Origin of the sequence: Rhodococcus sp. NPDC127593 (genome assembly GCF_042671975.1) — a bacterium.
GTDB lineage: Bacteria > Actinomycetota > Actinomycetes > Mycobacteriales > Mycobacteriaceae > Rhodococcus_F.
Window position 1 is genome coordinate 40144 of record NZ_JBHXWI010000033.1, and the last position, 20559, is coordinate 60702.

Annotated in this window: 17 protein-coding genes; 5 read left to right on the forward strand and 12 right to left on the reverse strand. The window is 67.7% G+C overall.

Annotated features, from left to right (window positions below; all coding sequences use genetic code 11):
* Positions 1-33: 33 nt before the first annotated feature.
* Positions 34-657, forward strand: coding sequence for an alpha/beta hydrolase (locus tag ACFVJ3_RS28350; protein WP_378455221.1), 624 nt, complete (start codon positions 34-36; stop codon positions 655-657).
* A gap of 51 nt (positions 658-708) precedes the next feature.
* On the opposite strand, the gene ACFVJ3_RS28355 is transcribed toward ACFVJ3_RS28350, so the two are convergent.
* From ACFVJ3_RS28355 to ACFVJ3_RS28370, 4 genes are all read right to left on the reverse strand, one after another.
* Positions 709-2526, reverse strand: coding sequence for an AMP-dependent synthetase/ligase (locus ACFVJ3_RS28355; protein WP_378455222.1), 1818 nt, complete (start codon positions 2524-2526; stop codon positions 709-711).
* 139 nt (positions 2527-2665) lie between these two features.
* Positions 2666-3370, reverse strand: a complete 705-nt coding sequence (locus ACFVJ3_RS28360) for a heme peroxidase (protein WP_087558999.1) — start codon at positions 3368-3370, stop codon at positions 2666-2668.
* A 99-nt stretch (positions 3371-3469) separates the two neighbouring features.
* Positions 3470-4099 (reverse strand): phosphoribosyltransferase, encoded by a 630-nt coding sequence (locus ACFVJ3_RS28365; protein WP_378455223.1) that lies wholly within the window; start codon positions 4097-4099, stop codon positions 3470-3472.
* A 57-nt stretch (positions 4100-4156) separates the two neighbouring features.
* Entirely contained in the window at positions 4157-4954 is a 798-nt protein-coding gene (locus ACFVJ3_RS28370) for a carbon-nitrogen hydrolase family protein (protein ID WP_378455224.1), read from the reverse strand.
* Positions 4955-5063: 109 nt separating this feature from the next.
* On the opposite strand from ACFVJ3_RS28370, the gene ACFVJ3_RS28375 reads away from it, so the two are divergent.
* Positions 5064-6824: a DEAD/DEAH box helicase gene (locus tag ACFVJ3_RS28375; protein ID WP_378455225.1), complete on the forward strand. Its 1761-nt coding sequence runs from the start codon at positions 5064-5066 to the stop codon at positions 6822-6824.
* A gap of 36 nt (positions 6825-6860) precedes the next feature.
* Here ACFVJ3_RS28375 and ACFVJ3_RS28380 read toward each other — a convergent pair whose 3' ends face one another.
* The 3 genes from ACFVJ3_RS28380 to ACFVJ3_RS28390 all read right to left on the reverse strand — a co-directional run bounded on the left by ACFVJ3_RS28380 (position 6861) and on the right by ACFVJ3_RS28390 (position 10557).
* The gene (locus ACFVJ3_RS28380; protein WP_378455226.1) at positions 6861-7493 is read right to left on the reverse strand and encodes a hypothetical protein; all 633 of its coding nucleotides are present in this window, start codon (positions 7491-7493) and stop codon (positions 6861-6863) included.
* 87 nt (positions 7494-7580) lie between these two features.
* A complete protein-coding gene (locus tag ACFVJ3_RS28385; protein WP_378455227.1) occupies positions 7581-8132 on the reverse strand; it encodes a DinB family protein in 552 nt (183 codons plus the stop codon).
* A 58-nt stretch (positions 8133-8190) separates the two neighbouring features.
* Entirely contained in the window at positions 8191-10557 is a 2367-nt protein-coding gene (locus ACFVJ3_RS28390) for an arylsulfatase (protein WP_378455228.1), read from the reverse strand.
* Positions 10558-10797: 240 nt separating this feature from the next.
* On the opposite strand from ACFVJ3_RS28390, the gene treS reads away from it, so the two are divergent.
* Together treS and ACFVJ3_RS28400 are read left to right on the forward strand one after the other, a co-directional pair.
* Positions 10798-12654 carry a maltose alpha-D-glucosyltransferase gene (gene treS / locus ACFVJ3_RS28395; RefSeq protein WP_378455229.1) on the forward strand — a complete coding sequence of 619 codons (1857 nt, stop codon included), beginning with the start codon at positions 10798-10800 and terminating at the stop codon, positions 12652-12654.
* The gene (locus ACFVJ3_RS28400) at positions 12651-14054 is read left to right on the forward strand and encodes a hypothetical protein (protein WP_378455230.1); all 1404 of its coding nucleotides are present in this window, start codon (positions 12651-12653) and stop codon (positions 14052-14054) included. The genes treS and ACFVJ3_RS28400 overlap by 4 nt, the downstream gene beginning before the upstream one ends.
* Here ACFVJ3_RS28400 and ACFVJ3_RS28405 read toward each other — a convergent pair.
* The 5 genes from ACFVJ3_RS28405 to ACFVJ3_RS28425 form a co-directional block, all read right to left on the reverse strand.
* Positions 14035-15933, reverse strand: coding sequence for an ABC transporter ATP-binding protein (locus ACFVJ3_RS28405; protein ID WP_378455231.1), 1899 nt, complete (start codon positions 15931-15933; stop codon positions 14035-14037). The two genes, ACFVJ3_RS28400 and ACFVJ3_RS28405, sit on opposite strands and share 20 nt — an antisense overlap.
* Before the next feature lie 101 nt (positions 15934-16034).
* Complete coding sequence (locus tag ACFVJ3_RS28410; RefSeq protein WP_378455232.1) at positions 16035-16637, reverse strand: hypothetical protein; 603 nt, start codon at positions 16635-16637, stop codon at positions 16035-16037.
* Positions 16638-16661: 24 nt separating this feature from the next.
* Positions 16662-17090: a YchJ family protein gene (locus ACFVJ3_RS28415; RefSeq protein WP_378455233.1), complete on the reverse strand. Its 429-nt coding sequence runs from the start codon at positions 17088-17090 to the stop codon at positions 16662-16664.
* Complete coding sequence (locus ACFVJ3_RS28420; RefSeq protein WP_378455234.1) at positions 17087-18649, reverse strand: long-chain-fatty-acid--CoA ligase; 1563 nt, start codon at positions 18647-18649, stop codon at positions 17087-17089. The genes ACFVJ3_RS28415 and ACFVJ3_RS28420 overlap by 4 nt, the downstream gene beginning before the upstream one ends.
* A 72-nt stretch (positions 18650-18721) precedes the next feature.
* On the reverse strand, positions 18722-19639 hold the full coding sequence (locus ACFVJ3_RS28425; protein WP_378455235.1) for a hypothetical protein: 918 nt from the start codon (positions 19637-19639) through the stop codon (positions 18722-18724).
* A gap of 144 nt (positions 19640-19783) precedes the next feature.
* On the opposite strand from ACFVJ3_RS28425, the gene ACFVJ3_RS28430 reads away from it, so the two are divergent.
* The gene (locus ACFVJ3_RS28430) at positions 19784-20557 is read left to right on the forward strand and encodes an ABC transporter ATP-binding protein (protein WP_378455236.1); all 774 of its coding nucleotides are present in this window, start codon (positions 19784-19786) and stop codon (positions 20555-20557) included.
* The last annotated feature ends 2 nt before the right edge of the window (positions 20558-20559 follow it).

The following is a 20559-nucleotide window of genomic DNA, read 5'->3' on the forward strand; positions in this document are numbered from 1 at the left end:
CCATCGGGGTGCGACAGGCCCAGAATGGCAGCCATGCCCTTCTTCGACGGCCACTCCGGACGAGTCCACTACCGGCACTGGAGCGCGGTGGGTGGACCCGTCGCCCAGCTGGTGTTTCTCCACGGAATGGGGCAGCACACGGGTCATTACCACCGGTTCGCGCGCGGACTGACGCCCGCCGGAATCGGGGTGTGGGGAATCGACCAGGCCGGTCACGGATTATCCGAAGGCGATCATCCGGGATCCGTCGCGGACCTGGCGGAGGACGCCGCGCTTCTCACCGGCCTCGCCGGCAGGCACGCGCCGGATGTTCCGCTCGTGCTCATGGGGCATTCGCTCGGTGCCGCGGTCTCGATGGAACTTCTCGCGTCCGGTGACCCCGGTTTCCGGTGCGCGATTCTGTGCGGGACACCGAAGACCGCCGCCGTGCAGCAGACGGCGGACGCGCTGGGCTCACTCGGGATACCGCTGCTCGCGGTCCACGGTGTCGACGACCGCATCGCACCGATCGACCCCGTCCGGGACTGGGCGGCGGGGATAAGAGGCCTCGAGTTCCGGGAGTTCGACGACGCCGGACACGACCTGCTTCACGAGAGGGTCCAGGTCACGGTGACCGCGGTGGTCCGCGACTTCATCCTGGACGCTGCGCGCCCGTGAGTGCCCGAGGAGTCTCTGCACTCCTCGGGCACTCACGGGCGGCGGAGCCGCTTACGCGTAGATGGCCTCGATGGCCGCGCCGTGCTCCTTGTGGATAACGTTCCGCTTGAGCTTCAGCGTGGGCGTGAGCTCACCGGTCTCCTGCGTGAAGTCGACCTCGAGGATGCGGTACTTCTTGATCCGCTCGGGGTTGGACACCTTCTTGTTGCCCTCCGCCACGGCCTCGTCGATCTCGGCGACCAGGTCGGGGTTCTTGACCAGTTCGGACACCGGGGTGTCGGCGGCCAGCCCGTGGCGTTCCTTCCAGCCCGGGAGGGTTTCGGAGTCGAGGGTGATGAGCGCGCCGATGAACGGCTTACCGTCGCCGACCACGAGGCACTGGCTGATCAGCGGGTGCGCGCGGAGTGCATCCTCGAGGACCGCAGGCGCGACGTTCTTGCCGCCCGCGGTGACGATGATCTCCTTCTTGCGGCCGGTGATCGAGACGTAGCCCTCTTCGTCGATCGAGCCGAGGTCGCCGGTGTGGAACCAGCCGTCCCGGATCGAATCCGCAGTGGCCTGCTCGTTGTGCCAGTACCCGCCGAACACGACGGGACCCTTCAGGAGCAGTTCGCCGTCCTCGCCGATCTTCGCGGCGTGGCCGTCGATCGGCTTGCCGACGGTGCCGACCTTCTGCGCGCGGGTGGTGTTCACGGAGATGGCGGCGCTCGTCTCCGTGAGGCCGTAGCCCTCGTACACCGGGACGCCGATGCCGCGGAAGAAGTGACCGAGGCGTGCACCGAGCGCGGCGCCGCCGGAGACGGCGCGGTCGCACTCGCCGCCGAGCGCGGTGCGGAGCTTCGAGTAGACGAGCTTGTCGAACAGGGCGTGCTTGAGCTTGAGGCCGAGCCCGGCGCCGCCGTTGTCCTGCGCCTCGCTGTACGCGATGGCCGTGGCGGACGCCTTCTCGAAGATGCTGCCCTTGCCGCCGTCGTACGCCTTCTGCTTGGCGGAGTTGTAGACCTTCTCGAACACGCGCGGCACCGACAGGATGAAGTGCGGCTTGAACGCGGCGAACTGGTCGAGCAGCGTGGTGAGGTCGGCGGTGTGCGCGACGGTGACCTTGGCGTCGAACGCACCGAAGGAGATGGCGCGGGCGAAGACGTGCGCGAGGGGCAGGAACATCAGGGTGCGCCTGCCGGCGTACATCGCGTCGCTGAGCGCCAACTTCACGGCCGCCGATTCCGCGTAGAAGTTCGAGTGGGTCAACTGCACGCCCTTGGGACGGCCCGTGGTCCCCGACGTGTAGATGAGGGTGGCGGGGGAGGACGCGCGCACCTGGTGACGACGCTCGTGCAGCTGCTCGTCGGTGACGCCCTCGCCGCGCTTCGACAGTTCGTCGATCGCGCCGGATGTCTTCCCCGTCGCTTCGCTCGCCCCGCCCTCGATTTGCAGGACCTCACGCAGGTCCGGCGCGGCGTCGGTGACGACCTTCAGCGCCTCGGCCTGCTTGGGGTTCTCGACGACCAGCAGCGACGTGCCGGAGTCTTCGAGGATCCACTTCGCCTGATCGGGTGCGGACGTTTCGTAGATGGCGACGGTGCACCCGCCGGCCGTCCAGATCGCGTAGTCGATGACGACCCACTCGTACCGGGTCGCCGAGAGGATCGCGACGCGGTCACCGAGCTCGACGCCGGAAGCGATGAGGCCCTTCGCGACGGCGGAGACCTGCTCCGCGAACTCGGCGGCGGTGACGTCTACCCAACCACCGTTGCCCGGGCGCTGGAACGGGACGAACTTCGGATCTTCCTCGGCGTGACGGAAGACCGTGTCCGCCATGGAGGCGTCCTCCGGAATTGAGAACGACTGCGGTACCGAGAATTCACGCACTATGACCCCTCCACTGAAACGACATGACGGATGTGCATTCGATCACATTTGTCCCAGTTTCGCATCAGGGTCGATGTCCGTTATGTGTATTTCTGTTCTGACCAGCGGAGATTAGTGTAACTCGGCGTAAACTGATAACTCAGGCGGCCTCTTCGAGACGGCGCGAGTTGGCCGACAGCCAGCGCCGGATCGCGTAGTTCAACTGGTCCGGATCGACACCGAGTTCGGTCGCGGTCGCCGCGAGGATCTCCTCGGCAAGGCCGTCGTCGGTGGCTTCCGAAATGCCGAGCGCGCCGCTGATGAACACGTCCGCCACCCGATTCGGCCGAACCCCGGGGATCCCGGCGAGCATCAGGAAATGCGCCCACGTGACGTCGCTGCTCTCCCCGCACACCTCGATCCACGCATCGTGGATCTGTTCCAGGGCGGCTTCGTCCCGGGCGGCCTCGAGAAGGTCGTCGATGCTGTTGATGCGGAGCTGGTGTAGTCGCTCCGCCGCCAGCTGGATGTGACGAGCCTCGATCGGCACGCCGGTCGCGGTGTACCGCCGCTTGTACGAGCCGACCTTGCCCGCCCACTGATCCGAGCTGCCCGCCTCCTCGAACGTGCGCAGAAGGTCGCGGGCGCCGTCGGTGAGGGGCTGATCGGGGTGCGCCCGCCGGTACGCCAGATAGCGGTCGACGACGGCGACCTCGCTGTGCCCGGCGCTCGACTGCACCGATTCGATGATGCAGAGGGCGAGGCTGTGCCGATAGGCATCGGAGGTGACCCAGCCCGACGGGTCGCCCAATCGGTCGCGGCAGGCGGTGACGACGGTTTCGACGGTATCGGCAGAGACGGTCACGAGATCCTCCAAAGGCAGTCTGTTCTGTGCTCTGTCCGGTGTATCGACAGGGCCTCCGGGAACGTTGCACTGGAGCTGAAGATTCCTCGAGAACCACCGTCAGCGGTGGGCCAGCAGGTCTGTGACCTCGGTGTCCGAGAGTTGATGGAAATCGTCGTACGCGTTGCCGACGCCGCCGAGATCGGCCGGGATGTACGGGCAGACCACCTCGTCGGCGGTCACGCGCAGGCGGCCGACAGCCTCGGGGGCGGCCACCGGAACCGCGACGATCACGCGTGCCGCGCCCAGTTTCTTCACCGATTGGCAGGCCACCGCCGCGGTCGCGCCCGTGGCCATGCCGTCGTCGACGAGGACGGCCGTGCGGCCCTTCAGTGACGCTCGCGGCTTGCCGCCGCGCAGCACCCGTGCCCGCCGTTCGAGCTCGCGGCGCTCCTTCGCCTCGACCATGGCGAGCGCGGTCTTGCTGATTCGGGCGATGCGGAGAACGTCGTCGTTGATCACCCGGGATTCGCCCTCACCGATGGCACCCATGGCGAGTTCCGGCTGCCATGGGACACCCAGCTTTCGGACGAGCACGACGTCGAGAGGGGCCGACAGGGCGGCAGCGATCTCGAACGCGACGGGGACGCCGCCGCGCGGCAGACCGAGCACCACCAGATCGGTGCCGCGCAGGTGTTCCAGTGCGGCGGCCAGTCTGCGACCGGCGTCGGCGCGACTGGTGTACAACATCGAACGCTCCGTGATCGGGAAGAACTTCGTCTCCGACGCTACTCCCGATCGGGCCGTTCAGATCTCGCTGACGGTGAATCGGCGCAGGGCGAGGGCGGGGTTCTTCTCCCTCACCTCGGCGATCCGCTCCGCGCTGACCGCCGCGACCGCGGTGCCCACCCGCTCACCGAGCGACGCGAGGGTCACGCCCATCGGATCGACGATCATGCTGTTCCCGGCACCGGTGCGCGCGCTCTGGTCGGCGGCGGCCACGTACACGGTGTTCTCGATGGCGCGTGCCCTGACGAGAGTGGACCAGTGGTCCTCCTTCAACGGTCCGGGCACCCACTGCGCGGGCAGCAGCAGCACGTCGGCGCCCGCATCGACGATGCGGCGGGTGACCTCGGGGAATCGGAGGTCGTAGCAGGTCTGCATGCCGAACGTGAGGCCGTCGACGGCGAAGGTCTCCGGGGCGCCGATGTCCCCGGCGCGGATGACGTCGGACTCCTTGTAGCCGAACGCGTCGTACAGGTGGAGTTTGCGGTAGGTGGCGACGACGTCGCCGCCCGGTCCGAGCGCGACGAGGGTGTTGGAGATGTGATCGTCCCCGGGCAGCTGCTCGTTGACCCCTGCCACCAGGTGGACGTCGAGTTCCCTCGCGGTCGCGGCCAGCCCACCGACGAACTCGCCGTCGAGGCCCTCGGCGGACTCGACGATCCGCTCGTCCGTTCTCGGCGCCGTGAACATCGCGTACTCGGGCGCCACCACCACCTTCGCGCCACGGCCCGCGGCCTCGGCGGCGAGCATGCGGAGGGTGCGCAGGTTCTCCTGCTTGTCCTGACCGGGAGCGAACTGAATGACAGCGACATCGACCATGCCGTCCACGCTAGGCGACGACCCCGCGGCAGGTGCCTCCCGTCCCGGTCGCCGCGTATTTCCGCGGCGTGGCGATGCACTGTGGACTCGTGCACTAAACTGCTGGTCAATGAGTGATATCGAGCGTGACCCCGAACCCCCCACTTTTGCCGACCTCGACATCGATGATCGGGTCTTGAAGGCACTGTCCGATGTGGGCTACGAGTCGCCCTCGCCGATCCAGGCAGCCACCATTCCGCCCCTCCTCGCCGGCAACGACGTCGTCGGCCTGGCGCAGACCGGCACCGGCAAGACCGCTGCGTTCGCGGTACCGATCCTCTCGAAGATCGACCTGACGCAGAAGTCGCCGCAGGCATTGGTCCTCGCGCCGACGAGGGAGCTGGCCCTGCAGGTCGCGGAGGCGTTCGGCAAGTACTCCGCCCATATTCCGGGCCTGCACGTCCTGCCCATTTACGGCGGTCAGAGCTACGGCGTCCAGTTGTCGGGACTGCGGCGCGGCGCACACGTGGTGGTGGGCACGCCCGGTCGCGTGATCGACCACCTGGAGAAGGGCACGCTCGACCTGTCCAAGCTCTCCTACCTCGTCCTGGACGAGGCCGACGAGATGCTGAAGATGGGTTTCCAGGAGGACGTCGAGCGCATCCTCGCCGACACTCCGGAGTACAAGCAGGTGGCGCTGTTCTCGGCCACGATGCCAGGGGCCATCCGCAAGATCTCGAAGCAGTACATGCACGACCCCGTCGAGATCACGATGAAGTCGAAGACGTCGACCGCGTCCAATATCTCGCAGCGGTACGTCCAGGTGGCGCACCAGCGCAAGCTCGACGCCCTGACGCGTGTCCTCGAGGTCGAGGCCTTCGAAGCCATGATCATCTTCGTGCGCACCAAGCAGGCCACCGAAGACCTCGCGGAACGACTGCGCTCGCGCGGATTCTCGGCCGCGGCCATCAACGGCGACATCGTGCAGGCGCAGCGTGAGCGGACCATCGGCCAGCTCAAGAGCGGCGCCCTCGACATTCTCGTGGCCACCGACGTGGCCGCGCGTGGCCTCGACGTCGAGCGCATCTCCCACGTCGTCAACTACGACATCCCGCACGACACGGAGTCGTACGTCCACCGGATCGGCCGTACCGGCCGCGCCGGGCGCGCGGGCGAGGCGCTGCTGTTCGTGGCACCGCGCGAACGCCACCTGCTCAAGGCCATCGAGAAGGCGACCCGTCAGCCGCTGGCCGAGATGCAGCTGCCCAGCGTCGACGACGTCAATGCGCAGCGTGTGTCAAAGTTCGGCGACTCGATCACCGAGAGCCTCACGTCCGACAATCTGGCGTTGTTCCGCAAGATGATCGAGGACTACGAGCAGGAGCACGACGTGCCGCTCGCCGACATCGCCGCCGCGCTCGCGGTGCAGTCGCGCGACGGTGAGGCGTTCCTCATGGCGCCCGAGCCGCCGCCGGCGCCCCGCCGTGAGCGTGAGCCCCGCGAACGCCCGGCGCGCCGGTTCGACGACGGCCCGCCCACGCGGTCGCGTGGACCGGAGGGCCAGGAGCTCGCGACGTACCGCATTGCGGTCGGCAAGCGGCACCGCGTGGTGCCGGGTGCGATCGTCGGTGCCATCGCGAACGAGGGCGGGCTGCGGCGCAGCGATTTCGGGCACATCAGCATCCGCCCGGACCACAGCCTGGTGGAGTTGCCCGCCGACCTGGCTCCCGAGACCCTCGAGGCCCTGCGCCGTACCAGGATCTCCGGTGTGCTGATTCAGCTGCAGCCCGATTCGGGTCCGCCGTCGGGCCGACCGCGCGGGGGTCGCGACGATCGGGCCGGCGGAAAGTTCCAGCGCGACCGGGACAGCGGGAAACAGCCGCGCGAGTAGTCCTCGCGCGGCCCTCCCGAAAGGGATCCCCGGCGGTTACGCCGGGGGAGCGGGAGCCGGGGCCGGCTGTGCCGCCTGGGCGGGCAGCGGGCCCTCCTCGGGAACGAAGAACGAACCGACTGTCGGCAGCACGTAGCAGGTCGCGTCGGTGTAGCCGACGGTGCCGAAGATCGATGCCACGACGGTGCCCGCCCCCGTCGCCACGACCTTGTTCAGTGCCGGGTAGCCGCCTTCGGTGACGCCGTCGAGGGGCAGGATTCCGCTGGCGCCGGTGTTGGTGTTGATCCACGCGACGTTGAGTCCCGACGACTTCACGACACCGGGGTACGCGGAGAGGGCCTGGAAGCTGATCTCGTTCGCCTTGACCTCCGCCGTGGGCCCGGTGGTGCCCGACGCCAGCGTCAGCGTGACCGGTGCGACGGTGCCGCAACCCACGGTCGGTGCGGTGTAGAGGAATGGCGTGGACGCGCCCGCGACGTCATGCAGCACGGTCGACGTGGCCAGCGCCTCGACCGCGGCCTTCTCCTCGGGCTTGTCGGCCTGGGTGCGCAGTTCGGCGAGTCCGGGGACGTCCGGGGTGGCCGGTTCCGCCGCTGCCGTGCCCGAGAGGCTGAAAGTCGCCGCGATACCGACCGTTGCCGCCGCGATCGTGCGTCGCATCACGCTCATACCGTCCACCTGAACTCCTCGTTGTCTCGTCCGGGCAGCTCTGCAGCGCCGCCCGTGCGGAGAATTTACCCGAGAGAGTGGAAACAGTCAGGACCAGCTGCCGCCGCCGGCCAGCGTATCGGCGCGCGCGCCGTCGAGGGACTGCCGGATGATGTCGGCGTGACCGGCGTGCCGGGCGAGTTCCTCGATCTGGTGCAGCAGCATGTAGCGGACCGTGAAGGTGACTCCCGACGCCATCCACTGCGCCACGTCGGCGGGCAGGTCGAGGTCGCGATCCAGGTCGGTTTCGGCGGAGACTGCGGCCTCGGTGGCGCGCTGTGCATCGTCGAAGCGGGCGAGGAGGACGTCGACGGTTTCGTCCTCGGTGACGTTCCATGCGGCCATCCACGCTGCCACCGGATCGTCGCCGACACCGCGCGGAGCCCCGGTGATGCGGGAGGTCATCGCCTCTTCACCGTCGATCACGTGTTTGAGGAGGGAAGCCAGGCTCATCTCGCTGGCGCTGGGCACGCTGCGGGCCTGCTCCTCGGTCAGCCCGGACACCGCGTTGCGGAAGGCGGTTCGCTGGTTGTCCAGCATGAGGAGAAGGAGTCCGCGCTCGTCGGAGATGATGTGCTGGGTGCTGGGTGTCTCGATCATGCGTTCAGTGTGGCGCGGATAGCGGACACCTACTGTCCTCGATCAGCGACTTTCGGGATCATTGGCGGGACGTCGCGACCCTCGCCACCTCCGCCGGGTCGATCAAATGGGAGTGGTCGTCGTCGCCGACGTCGATCTGCACGACGTCGATTCGCCCGTTGAACCTGGTTTCTCCACCGTAGTGGGCGCTGACCGGCATCCCGTAGTCGTCGCCGATGTCTGTCGTCTCGTCCGCGGAGAAGATCATCGGCTGCGTCTGTTCGACTCGGCCGGACCCGACGCTGCGGCCGTCGTAAAAGAGAGTGACGTCGCCGCCCTTCGCGAGACCGCCGCCGTCGTAGGCGAAGTCCGCTCGAATCTGCAGACTGCCTGCGGGCAGGTCTTCGGTGGCCTCGGTCGTGAACTCCTTCATGCCGAGGAGGTTGTAGACGAACGCAGCCCGCCCCTCCTTGACATAGAGGGCCCACCCGCCGAAGCGGCCGCCCTGGGCGATGACGACACCGTTGGTGGCGGCGTTCTTCGCCGTCTCGACGGCTGCTGTCACCGAGAACGAGCGGTTCTTGATGTCGATGACGCTGTGCTCGGTGAGCCGTTTCATCCCTGGAAACAGCACCTGCCTACTGCCGGACACCAGTTGGGGCCGGCCGGCGATCGTCGGGTTCAGGCGTTCGAACCGGCGGTCGTCGATGGGCAGCACGTTGTATTTCACCGCCTCGATCAGCCACAGTCGCTGCAACGCAGCGAGTTTCTCGGGCATCTCCGCGGCCAGGTCGTGCGCTTGCGTCCAGTCGGTGGTTCCGTCGTACAGTTCCCACACGTCGTCGTCGAGCGCGGGCAGCACCTCGTCCGGCAGCCACGGGGTGCTGTGCCGGGTGACGGCGCTCCAGCCCTTGTAGTAGATGCCGCGGTTGCCTGCCATCTCGAAGTACTGCAGGTCGTGGCGCTCCGGCGCGTCCGCCTCGTCGAAGCTGTACACCATGCTCGTGCCCTCGATCGGTGCCTGCTGCACCCCGTTGACGAACGTGGGCTCCGGCAGTCCGGCGGCCTCGAGCACCGTCGCGGCGACGTCGATGACATGGGTGAACTGGGACCGGGTCTCGCCTCGGCTGCTGATGCCGGCAGGCCAGTGCACGATCGTCCCGTTGCGGGTGCCGCCCCAGTGCGAGGCGACCTGCTTCGTCCACTGGAACGGTGCGCACATCGCCCACGCCCAGCCCACCGAATAGTGGTTGTAGGCCTCCGTGGTCCCGAGCTTGTCCTTCACCTCCGCCATGAACTCCGGCGTCTCGATCGCGGCGAGGCCGTTGAAGTTCGCCATCTCGTTGAACGCACCGTTGAGCGTTCCTTCGGCGGAGGCACCGTTGTCGCCGATGATGTAGTACACCAGCGTGTTCTCGAGGGCGCCGATCGCATCGATCGCGTCGATCACGCGGCCGACGTGGAAATCGGTGTGCTCGAGGAAACCCGCATACACCTCCATCTGACGTTCCAGCACCGGCTTCAGCGCGTCGTCCATCTCGTCCCACGCCGGGATCGCATCCGGGCGCGCGGTCAGCCCGGCGTCGGCGGGCACGACCCCGCGCTGCTTCTGCTGTTCGAGGATCGACTCACGCTGCGCGTCCCAGCCGCCGGCGAACCGGCCGGCGTATTTATCCGCCCACTCCGGCGGCACGTGGTGCGGTGCGTGGGTGGCGCCGGGGGCGAAGTAGACGAAGAACGGCTTGTCCGGGGCGAGCGCCTTCTGGGTGCGCACCCAGTCGATGGCGTGGTCGGCGAGGTCCTCGGTGAGGTGGTAGCCCTCCTCGGGTGTCTTGTCGGGCTCGACGGGGGCGAAACCCTCGTAGAGCGCCGGGTAGTACTGGTTGTTCTCGCCCCCGATGAACCCGTAGAAGTGCTCGAACCCGCCGCCGCCGGACGGCCAGGCGTCGAACGGTCCGACCGGCGAGGTCTGCCACGGCGGCACCTCATGGCACTTGCCGAACTGGGCCGTCGAATAGCCGTTGAGTTTCAACGTCATCGGCAACGCGGCCTTGGTGTTCGGACGGAGCCCGGACGAACCGGGAGCCGACGTCGCGGTCTCGGTGATCATGCCCATTCCGACCGAGTGATGATTGCGACCGCTGAGCAGAGCCGCACGGGTCGGTGCGCACAGCGCGGTCGTGTGGAATCGGGTGTACGTGAGCCCACCGGCCTGCAGGCGCTCCGCGGTCGGCGTCTGCGCGGGCCCGCCGAATGCGCTGCTGGCGCCGAATCCCACGTCGTCCAGGAGCACCACGAGCACATTCGGGGCGCCCTCGGGTGGCAGCAACGGCTCGATGGGCGGGAACGACGTGTCCGGATCTTTCGCGTCGTAGGTTGTCAGGCCGAGATGCTGCCGATCGGGAATCGGAAGAACCCCGCGACGCCCGCCCGTACGATCCACCATGGCTACTCATTCCGCTGGTTCACATCGGAACGCCCGACGGCGCCTGCCGAAATTCAGAATAGTCGCAGGCTGCGGCGCACCGCGGGGGATTGGACCGCGCGAACAGGGCTCGGCCCCGCTCACCGAAACCGGGGGCGGCTGCGCGCGTTCCCAGCAGTTCGGGCAGGACCGACCTACGATCGAGGCACGTGTCCGGGGAACGCCCCTGGTCCTGTGATCGAGTCGCGAACCGAGGTGCTTATGCCCCTGGAAGATTCGTCGTCGGCCTTCGCCGACCAGTCCCGGGAGGGCGCGACCCCACCGGAGCACGACCTCGAAGGCCACATCATCGAGGCCCGGTCCGAGGATTTTTTCCACGCCCGAGAACTGCAAGTGGACAACGAGTGGTTCAAGACCGCGGTGTTCTACGAGGTTCTGGTCCGCGCGTTCTTCGATTCCTCCGGAGACGGAACGGGCGATCTCCAGGGGCTGACGTCCAAACTCGACTACCTGTCCTGGCTCGGCGTCGACTGCCTGTGGCTGCCGCCGTTCTACGATTCACCGCTACGCGACGGCGGATACGACATCCGCGACTTCCGCGCCGTGCTGCCGGAGTTCGGGACGGTCGAGGATTTCGTCCAGCTCTTCGATCAGGCGCACCGCCGCGGGATCAGAGTCATCACGGACCTGGTCATGAACCACACCTCCGATACGCACGCATGGTTCCAGGAGTCGCGCACCGACCCCGAGGGCCCGTACGGCGACTTCTACGTGTGGTCGGACCGCGACGCGGGGTATCCGGACGCCCGCATCATCTTCGTCGACACCGAGACGTCCAACTGGACGTGGGATCCGGTGCGCAAGCAGTACTACTGGCATCGCTTCTTCTCCCATCAGCCGGACCTGAACTACGACAATCCCGATGTCCAGGACGCGATGATCGACGTGCTGCGATTCTGGCTGGACCTCGGAATCGACGGCTTCCGGCTGGACGCCGTGCCCTATCTTTTCGAGCGGGAGGGCACCAACTGCGAGAACCTGCCCGAGACCCATGCATTTCTCAAGAAGTGCAGGGCCGTCATGGACGCCGAGTACCCGGGGCGGGCGCTGCTCGCCGAAGCGAACCAGTGGCCGTCGGACGTCGTGGAGTACTTCGGGGAGCCGGACGTGGGCGACGAGTGCCACATGGCGTTCCACTTCCCGCTGATGCCCCGCATCTTCATGGCGGTGCGGCGGCAGAACCGGTTCCCGATCTCCGAGATTCTCGCGCAGACCCCGCCGATTCCGAGCTCGTGCCAATGGGGAATCTTTCTCCGGAACCACGACGAGCTGACGCTCGAAATGGTGTCTGACGAGGAGCGTGACTACATGTATTCCGAGTACGCGCAGGACCCGCGGATGAAGGCGAACATCGGCATCCGGCGACGGCTCGCGCCGTTGCTCGAGAACGACCGCAACCAGCTCGAGCTGTTCACCGCGCTGCTGCTGAGCCTGCCGGGTTCGCCCGTCCTCTACTACGGCGACGAGATCGGCATGGGCGACAACATCTGGCTCGGTGATCGGGACTCGGTGCGGACGCCGATGCAGTGGACTCCCGACCGCAACGCCGGATTCTCCCGTGCCGACCCGGCCCGAATGTACTTGCCCGTCATCATGGATCCCACGTACGGCTACCAGTCGGTGAACGTCGAGGCGCAGATGAACTCGACCAACTCGCTGCTGCACTGGACTCGGCGCCTGCTCCAGGTCCGCAAACAGCACCCGGCGTTCGGAACGGCGTCGTTCACCGAACTCGGCAGTGCGAACCCGGCCGTCCTGTCGTATGTTCGGGAGACGCCGCCGAGCCAGGACCGGCCGTACAGCGACGTCATTCTGTGCGTCAACAACCTGTCCAGGTTCCCGCAGGCGGTGATCCTGGACCTCACCCAGTTCGCCGGCCGAATCCCCGTGGAGCTCACCGGTTCCGTTCCCTTCCCCTCCATCGGGGACGACGGGTACATGATCACGCTCCCCGGGCACGGATTCTTCTGGTTTGCGCTGCAACCGGATCCGAAGTCCGACGGCGCGGTGAGCGGACACCCGGTCAGCAGCGAAGCGGAACAGGCGGTGCAGCAGTGAACGAACCCAGCAGTGAACGCATTCCCGACGAGACCCTGGAGCGGCAACTCGTCCGGTGGTTGCCGGACCGGCGGTGGTTCGCCGCCAAGGGCACCACCATCTCGGCGGTGCGGATCCTGCTGCGCCACGAGCTGACGTCGGCCTTCGGGTTCTCCGCCGAGCATCTCCTGGTCTCGGTGGAGTTCGAGGCAGGGCCGTCGCAGGTGTACCAGATACCTCTGGGGTTCCGCAGTCATCTGCCCGAGGACCTCGAGCCGTGGGCGCTGCCGGACGCCGACGGGAACATCATGATCGCGTACGACGGCCTGCACGATGCCGAGATCATCACGCTGTACGCCAACCTGCTGTCGGAGGCCGAGGGGTCCGGGCCGGTGCAGTTGAAGACCGTGCCGGGCACGGTGATCGAACCGGGGCTCCGCGGGCGGACACTCGGTGCGGAGCAGTCGAACACCTCGGTGGTGCTGGGGGAGAAGCTCCTGATGAAGATCTTCCGTCTGGTCACGCCGGGGGTGAACCCCGACGTCGAACTCCACCTCGCGCTCGCCGAAGCGGGCAGCGAATACGTGGCGACGCTGCGGGCGTGGATGGAGACGGACGTGGCCGGGATTCTGACCACCCTCGCGATGGTGCAGGATTTCGAGGCCAACTCGGCGGACGGGTGGAGTATGGCACTCGGCAGTGTCCGTGACCTCCTGATCGAAGCGGATCTCCACGCCGCGGAGTTGGGGACGGACTTCGCCGGTGAGTCCTACCGGATGGGCGCCGCGGTCGCCGAGGTGCACGCGACACTGGCGCGTGCGCTCGGTGCGGAGGAACGTCAGGTGGCGTCGACGACCGTGGAGGCGATGACGCGCAGACTGGACGCCGCCACCTCGATTGTTCCCGAACTGGGGGAGGTGGCCGCTGCGGTGCGGGGAAAGTTCGCCGAGGCGGAAGCTCTGGGCGCCACCACCGTCCAGCGGATTCACGGCGACCTCCACCTCGGTCAGGTGCTGCGGACACCGGAGCGGTGGCTGCTCATCGACTTCGAGGGCGAACCCGCCAAGACCCTCGACGAGCGCCGGGAACGGGACAGTCCGTTGCGGGACGTTGCGGGAATGCTGCGGTCCTTCGACTACGCCGCTCACCATCTGCTGGCCGATTCGGTGCCGATGGGAGCGATGGGGGCGGCGTCGCAGCGGGACTTCCGCGCGAGGGAGTGGGCTCAGCGCAACGCCGACGCGTTCTGCGAGGGGTATGCCTCCGTGTCGGGCACCGACCCACGCAAGGCGGCGGCGCTGCTCCGGGCCTACGAACTCGACAAGGCGGTGTACGAGACCGTGTACGAGGCGAGGAACCGCCCGAATTGGATCGGCCTGCCCCTCTCCGCCATTCGCAGACTCACCTCAGCACCTCGGTGAGGGCCGGGGACGAGACCGTGCCCGTGTCGAACTGTGTGCGGTACAGCTCTTCGTACCGGCCGCCCGCGGCGAGCAGTTCGGAATGGGTGCCGCGTTCGACGATGCGCCCGGCCTCGACCACGAGGATCAGATCGGCCGCGCGGACGGTCGACAACCGGTGCGCGATCACCACCGCGGTCCGGCCGGCGAGGGCCTCGCCCAGCGCCTCCTGGACGGCGGCCTCGGACGTGGAGTCGAGGTGTGCCGTCGCCTCGTCGAGGATGACCACCCGCGGATGCGCGAGCAGCAGGCGCGCGATGGTCAGCCGCTGGCGTTCGCCTCCCGACAGCCGGTAGCCGCGTTCGCCGACCACCGTGTCGAGGCCGTCGGGCAGTGCGGCGACGAGGTCGGTGAGCCGCGCCCGGTCCAGCACCTCCGCGAGTTCGGCCGGCGTGGCGCCCGGGCGGGCGAGCAGGAGGTTGGCCCGCACGGTGTCGTGGAAGAGGTGCCCGTCCTGAGTCACCATGCCGACGGTGGCCCGCACGGAGTCGGCGGTCAGGTCGCGCACGTCCACCCCGCCGAGTTTCACCGAGCCCGCGTCCGCGTCGTAGAGCCGGGGAACCAGTTGGGCGATGGTGGACTTGCCGGCTCCGGACGATCCCACCAGCGCGACCATCTGCCCGGGTTCGGCGCGGAACGACAGCCGGTGCAGCACCTCGACGCCGCCGCGGGTGTCGAGGGTCGCGACCTCCTCGAGCGAGGCCAGCGACACCTTGTCGGCCGAGGGATACGCGAACTCTACGGAGTCGAACTCCACCGACACCGGGCCCTCGGGCACCGCGACCGCGTCGGGCTTCTCCGCGATCAACGGCTTCAGGTCGAGGACCTCGAAGACGCGCTCGAAACTCACCAGCGCGCTCATCACGTCCATGCGTGCGCTGGCCAGTGCGGTGAGGGGTGAGTACAACCGGGTCAGCAGCATCGCCATCGCGACGACGGCACCCGCGTCGAGTTGTCCGCGCAGTGCGTAGAACCCGCCCAGTCCGTAGACGAGCGCCAGCGCGAGAGCCGACACGAGAGTGAGCGCGGTGACGAACACCGACTGCAGCATCGCCGTGCGGACGCCGATATTCCGCACCCGTCTGGCCCGGACCGCGAACTCCGCGGACTCCTCGGACGGACGGCCGAACAGCTTGACGAGTGTGGCACCCGGCGCCGAGAACCGCTCCGTCATCTGAGTGCTCATCACCGAATTGTGGTTGGCCGCCTCACGATTGAGCTGCGCCAGCCGCGCACCCATCCTGCGGGCGGGCAGGACGAAGATCGGCAACAGCAGCAGCGCGCACAGCGTGATCTGCCAGGAGATCCCGATCATCACGATGAGCGTGATGCCGAGCGTGACGAGGTTCGACACCACGCCCGACAGCGTGTCGCTGAACGCGCGCTGCGCACCGATCACGTCGTTGTTGAGGCGGCTGACCAGCGCGCCGGTGCGAGTGCGGGTGAAGAAGGCGATCGGCATCCGCTGCACGTGGTCGAACACGGCGGTCCGCAGGTCGAGGATCAGGTTCTCGCCGATGCTCGCGGACAGCCACCGCGTCCACAGGGCGAGTGCGGATTCGAGTACGGCGATGACCGCGATGAGTGCCGCGAGGCGCACGACGACGGACACCGCGTCGCCGCCGACGATGGCGTTGACGACACGGCCCGCCAGCACCGGGGTGGCCACCGCCAGTGCGGCCGTGACGACGCTGAGCAGCAGATACCACCCCAGGCTGCGGCGGTGCGGCAGGGCGAATCGGGCTATCCGCCGCAACGTCGTGCGGGAGAAGGGTCGACGATCCTCTTGGGCGTGCATCGCGTTGTACATCGCGTTCCACGCCGTGACTTCCATGCTCATGCCAGCGGCCTCCTGTCGCTATCCCCCCACGGTAGAGCCGGGGTATGACATGACGGTAGAACCTCAACTTTACTCGAGGTCAAGCTGTGAGCGTGGAAGCGTTACTCCGCGACGTCCACGACCACTCGCGTCGGGTCGGACAGAGTCGAGACCGTAAAGGGGCGGTCCGGTTGTGTCACGCCGATGAACGACTGCGTGACGCCTTCGAACACGAGCGCACCGTTGACCTCGGTCACCGTGCCGCCGGGAACACCGGGCACCGGGTTGGGGCCCGAGTATCCCTCCACATCGCTGTCGAACGGGTACGCCGAGCCGTCGATCTGCACCTGCAGGATGCCGTTGCCCGACACCGGGATCGTCTTGCCGCTGCCGTCCTGCACCGCCTCGTTCACGTAACCGACCCGCCAGCCCGGCGTGCCCTTGCCGCCGAGTTCGTACACCACGCGGTCGAAGCCCTCGTGCTCGCCGACGCGGACATCGGTGACCGTGAGCTTCGCGGACTCGGACGCCGCTGACGATTTCGGCGACGCGTCGGTCGGGATCGGCGCCGACTCGGGTTCGAGGGCGCTGCTGGTGGTGGCCGCCGCGGCGGGTGACGTCGCCGCCATACTGCTGGCGGAGTTCGACTCCGAGCATCCGGTGAGCGTCAGGGCCAGAGCACAGGCGGCGAACGCGGCGAAGGGACCGATCCGGTGGTTGATCATGATCCGATCGTAAGCCGGAGCCGATCAGACGCGGGGGAGCCCCGGGCGTGGCGTCGCGATCGCGTCCAGGTACAGCCAATTGCCGTCCTCGCGGACGAATCGGCTGTTCTCGTGCAGCGATTCGCGGTGGCCGTCCAGTACGTAGTGCGCGCGGAACTCGACGGTGCCGGTGGAGTCGAGCAATCCACCGCCGCTCGTGCCCAGGATGTCGAGGCGGGTCCAGCGCTGCTCCGGATCGAGATCCAGACTCCCGGGCCGCGTGCTCGGATGCCACGTCGCGAGGAGGTAGTCGGCATCCAGGACGGCGAACGCGCTGAACCGTGATCGCATGAGGCGCTCGGCCGTGGGCGCCTTCGCCTCGCCGCGGTGATACCTCCCGCAGCACTCGTCGTACGGTTCACCGAGCAGGCAGGGGCATCGAACGGTCACGGTCCCAGTATGGACGGCGGTCACACGAGCTTGTGGGTGCGGTCCTTCCAGTACGGCGCGCGGAGTTCCCGCTTGAGGATCTTGCCGGTGGGGTTGCGGGGCAGCAGGTCGACGACGTCGACCGTCGTCGGGCACTTGAACTTCGCCAGACGCTGGCGGGTGTAGTGGATCAGCTCGTCCGGTTCGATCCTGGTTCCGGTCACCGGCACGACGACGGCTTTGACCGTCTCACCCCAGTGGTCGTCGGGCACGCCGATCACCGCCACCTCCGCCACCGCCGGATGCTCGACGAGCACCCGTTCGATCTCGGGGGAGTAGACGTTCTCACCGCCGGTGATGATCATGTCCTTCAGCCGGTCCTCGATGAACACGAAGCCGTCGGCGTCCGCGCGTCCCATGTCGCCGCTGCGCAACCACCCGTCGGCGCTGATGGCCTCCGCCGTCGCCTCGGGCTTGCCGAGATAGCCGGGCGTGCGTTGTTCCGAACGCCACCACAGTTCCCCCGTCTTGCCGGGGGCGACGTCCTCGGCGGTGGCCGGATCCACAATGCGCATCTCCACACCGGGAATGGGCTGTCCCGCCGACGCCATTCTCGCCTCCTGCGCCTCGTCGCGATGCACGTCGGGCAGTAGAGCGGTGACGACACCCGCGCATTCGGTCATTCCGTAGACCTGGACGAACTCCGCCTCCGGCCAGGCGGCGAGCGCGCTGCGCAGCAACGGCAGCGGCATCGGCGCCGCGCCGTACGTGATGCGATGCAGCGCACCGAACGCGGCCACGGCCTGCTCACCTGCGGCAAGCACTCCGGCGATCACCGGCGGCACCAGGAACGCGATGTTCGCACCCGCCGCGAGCGCGCCGAACAGGGACGGGGCGTCGGCCTCCCGGGTGAAGTGGCACCGGGCGCCGGCGTGCACGCCCATGATCGCGTAGCAACTCCCACCGACGTGGAACAGCGGCATGGCGACGAGCAGGCAGTCGTCGTGCCGCGCGGGCAGGATCTCGAGCACCGCGACGCTGTGGGCGATCAGGTTGCGGTGGGTCAGCTGAACTCCCTTCGGCCTGCCGGTGGTTCCCGAGCTGTACAGGATCAGGGCGGTGGCATCCGCTCCCACCTCCGGCCTCGACGACAGCACCGACGCCTCGGCGAGCCACGGCTCGAACTCGTCGTGCTCCCCGCCGACGGTGATGATCTGCTCGATGCCGGTCAGCCGGTCGCGGAGTGCCATGACCTGTTGGAGGAACTCGTTGCCCACGAACAGGATCCGCGCCCCGGAATCGTTGATCACATAGTCGAGTTCCTCACCGGCCAGTCGCCAGTTGGGAACTGCGGCGGCTGCGCCGAGGACCGACGCGGCGTAGGTGACCTCGAGGCAGGACAGATGGTTCTTGTCGACGAACGCGACGGTGTCACCGGCCCCGATTCCGCCTTCCGCCAAGGCTCCCGCGATGTGCAGGATCCGGTCGTGCCACCCGGACCACGTGTATTCGGTGCCCTGGAACTGCACGGCGACGTCGTCCGGTCGGACCTGCGCCCAGTGCGCGAGTCGGTCGAAGATGATCTCGTTGTCGGCGTCCGACATGCGCCCACCTCTCGTCTGTGACGTCAGTCACATCAGGCTAGTAGCCGGTGATCCGATCAGTGACGTTTTGCCTCACGCGGCCGAACTGCTTCGGCTCTGTGCGTCCGCGCGTCGCAGCGCAGCGGTGCCGAGGACACCGACCACGATCAGGGTGATGCCCAGCCAGTCGGGGTCGTTGTCGGTGACGAGCATCGCGATCCCCACGCCGACCACGAACGGCGGCAGGAAGTCGAACAGTTTGACGAGGGGCGGTGCCACCTCTTCCGGTTCTCCGGGCTCCCGCGGCGCCTGCGCGCTCGCCACGTCCGGATACCACTCGGTGAAGGACAGCGCGAACAGCAACGCCCCGATCGGGATGATCCAGCCCGTCCAGAAATTGTCCGGCTGGTCGAGGACCAGGTCGCCGTACAGTCCGGCCGCCGCCGATACCGTGAAGGACAGCGCCCACACCAGCGTGATGAGCTGGTTGACCTTGAGGAACAGTGGCGAGGCCCAATACTCCTCGGGTGTGGTCTCTTTCGCGTACGGGAGGGTGAACGGATTGCGCAGCAGCAGCGAGCCGAACGCGAACGTGACCAGCGCCAGGCTCGACATCTCGCCCGACCACTTCTCCAGCCACGTGATCAGGTCGTCGGACGCGAACAGTCCGATCGCGGCGAGGCAGCCGAAATAGAGGATGTCGAACACTTCGAGGGGTTTGAGGGTTCCGCCGCGGCGGTGGCTGAGGAACAGGAACAGGATCGACAACCCGAGAGCGGTGGCGACCGATTCCTCGAACCGCCCAGGGCCGGACAGCAGCGACATCACGATCCACGGTGCCAGGCCGGCGAACGGTGATTGCAGGAACGCGTCGAGGAACCGCGATCCCACCCGGGGTTTGGGGGATTCGATGGCCATGAGGCTCTCCTTCGCACCGGCGATACCGGAATTCTCCCAGGTCGGTAGTTCCGTCGTGGGCGTTTCCGTGCGGGTCTCCGTGTCCGAGATCACGCGCAGTCGGACCGAAGATCAGGGTGGTCCCTGATGGCGGGCCGCCGCGGGTGTCGACAAGATGGAGGAGTGCGCCGCGCGTGCACCGTCCCGGCCCGTCACCACGGGGCCGGACCGCCACAAGAGGAATGACGAAAGGCGATCATGAGCACGCATGCCCCCGCTGTCGCTGCCCGTGCTGTCGAGCTGTCCAAGACGTACGGCACCGGCGACACCCAGGTCCACGCGCTCAGCGCGGTATCCGCGGAGTTCGCCCGTGGTGAGTTCACTGCGATCATGGGACCGTCCGGTTCAGGTAAGTCGACGCTGATGCACTGCCTGGCCGGTCTCGATGAGGCCAGTTCGGGTTCCGTCCTCATCGGCGACACCGAGTTGACGACGCTGACGGACAAGCAGATGACGCAACTGCGACGCGACCGGATCGGCTTCGTATTCCAGGCGTTCAACCTCGTGCCGACGCTGACGGCACTGGAGAACATCACCCTTCCGCTGGACATCGCGGGCCGCAAGCCGGACGCCGCGTGGCTCGAGAACGTGCTCACCAAGCTCGGACTGCAGGACCGTCTCGAGCACCGCCCCGGCGAGTTGTCCGGAGGTCAGCAGCAGCGGGTCGCGTGTGCCCGCGCCCTGGCCGGGCAGCCGGAGATCATCTTCGGCGACGAGCCCACCGGCAACCTCGACTCGAAGTCCTCAGGTGAGGTGCTGTCGATCCTGCGCGCCGCGGTGGACGAGTTCCACCAGACCGTCGTCATCGTCACGCACGATCCCCGCGCGGCGGCCTACGCCGACCGGGTGGTCTTCCTCGCCGACGGCAAGATCGTCGACGAACTGCGTGACCCGACGGCCGATTCGGTCCTCGACACGATGAAGCGACTCGACGAGCCCGCCCACGCCCTCGCGTCCGACGCGGCGGTCTGACC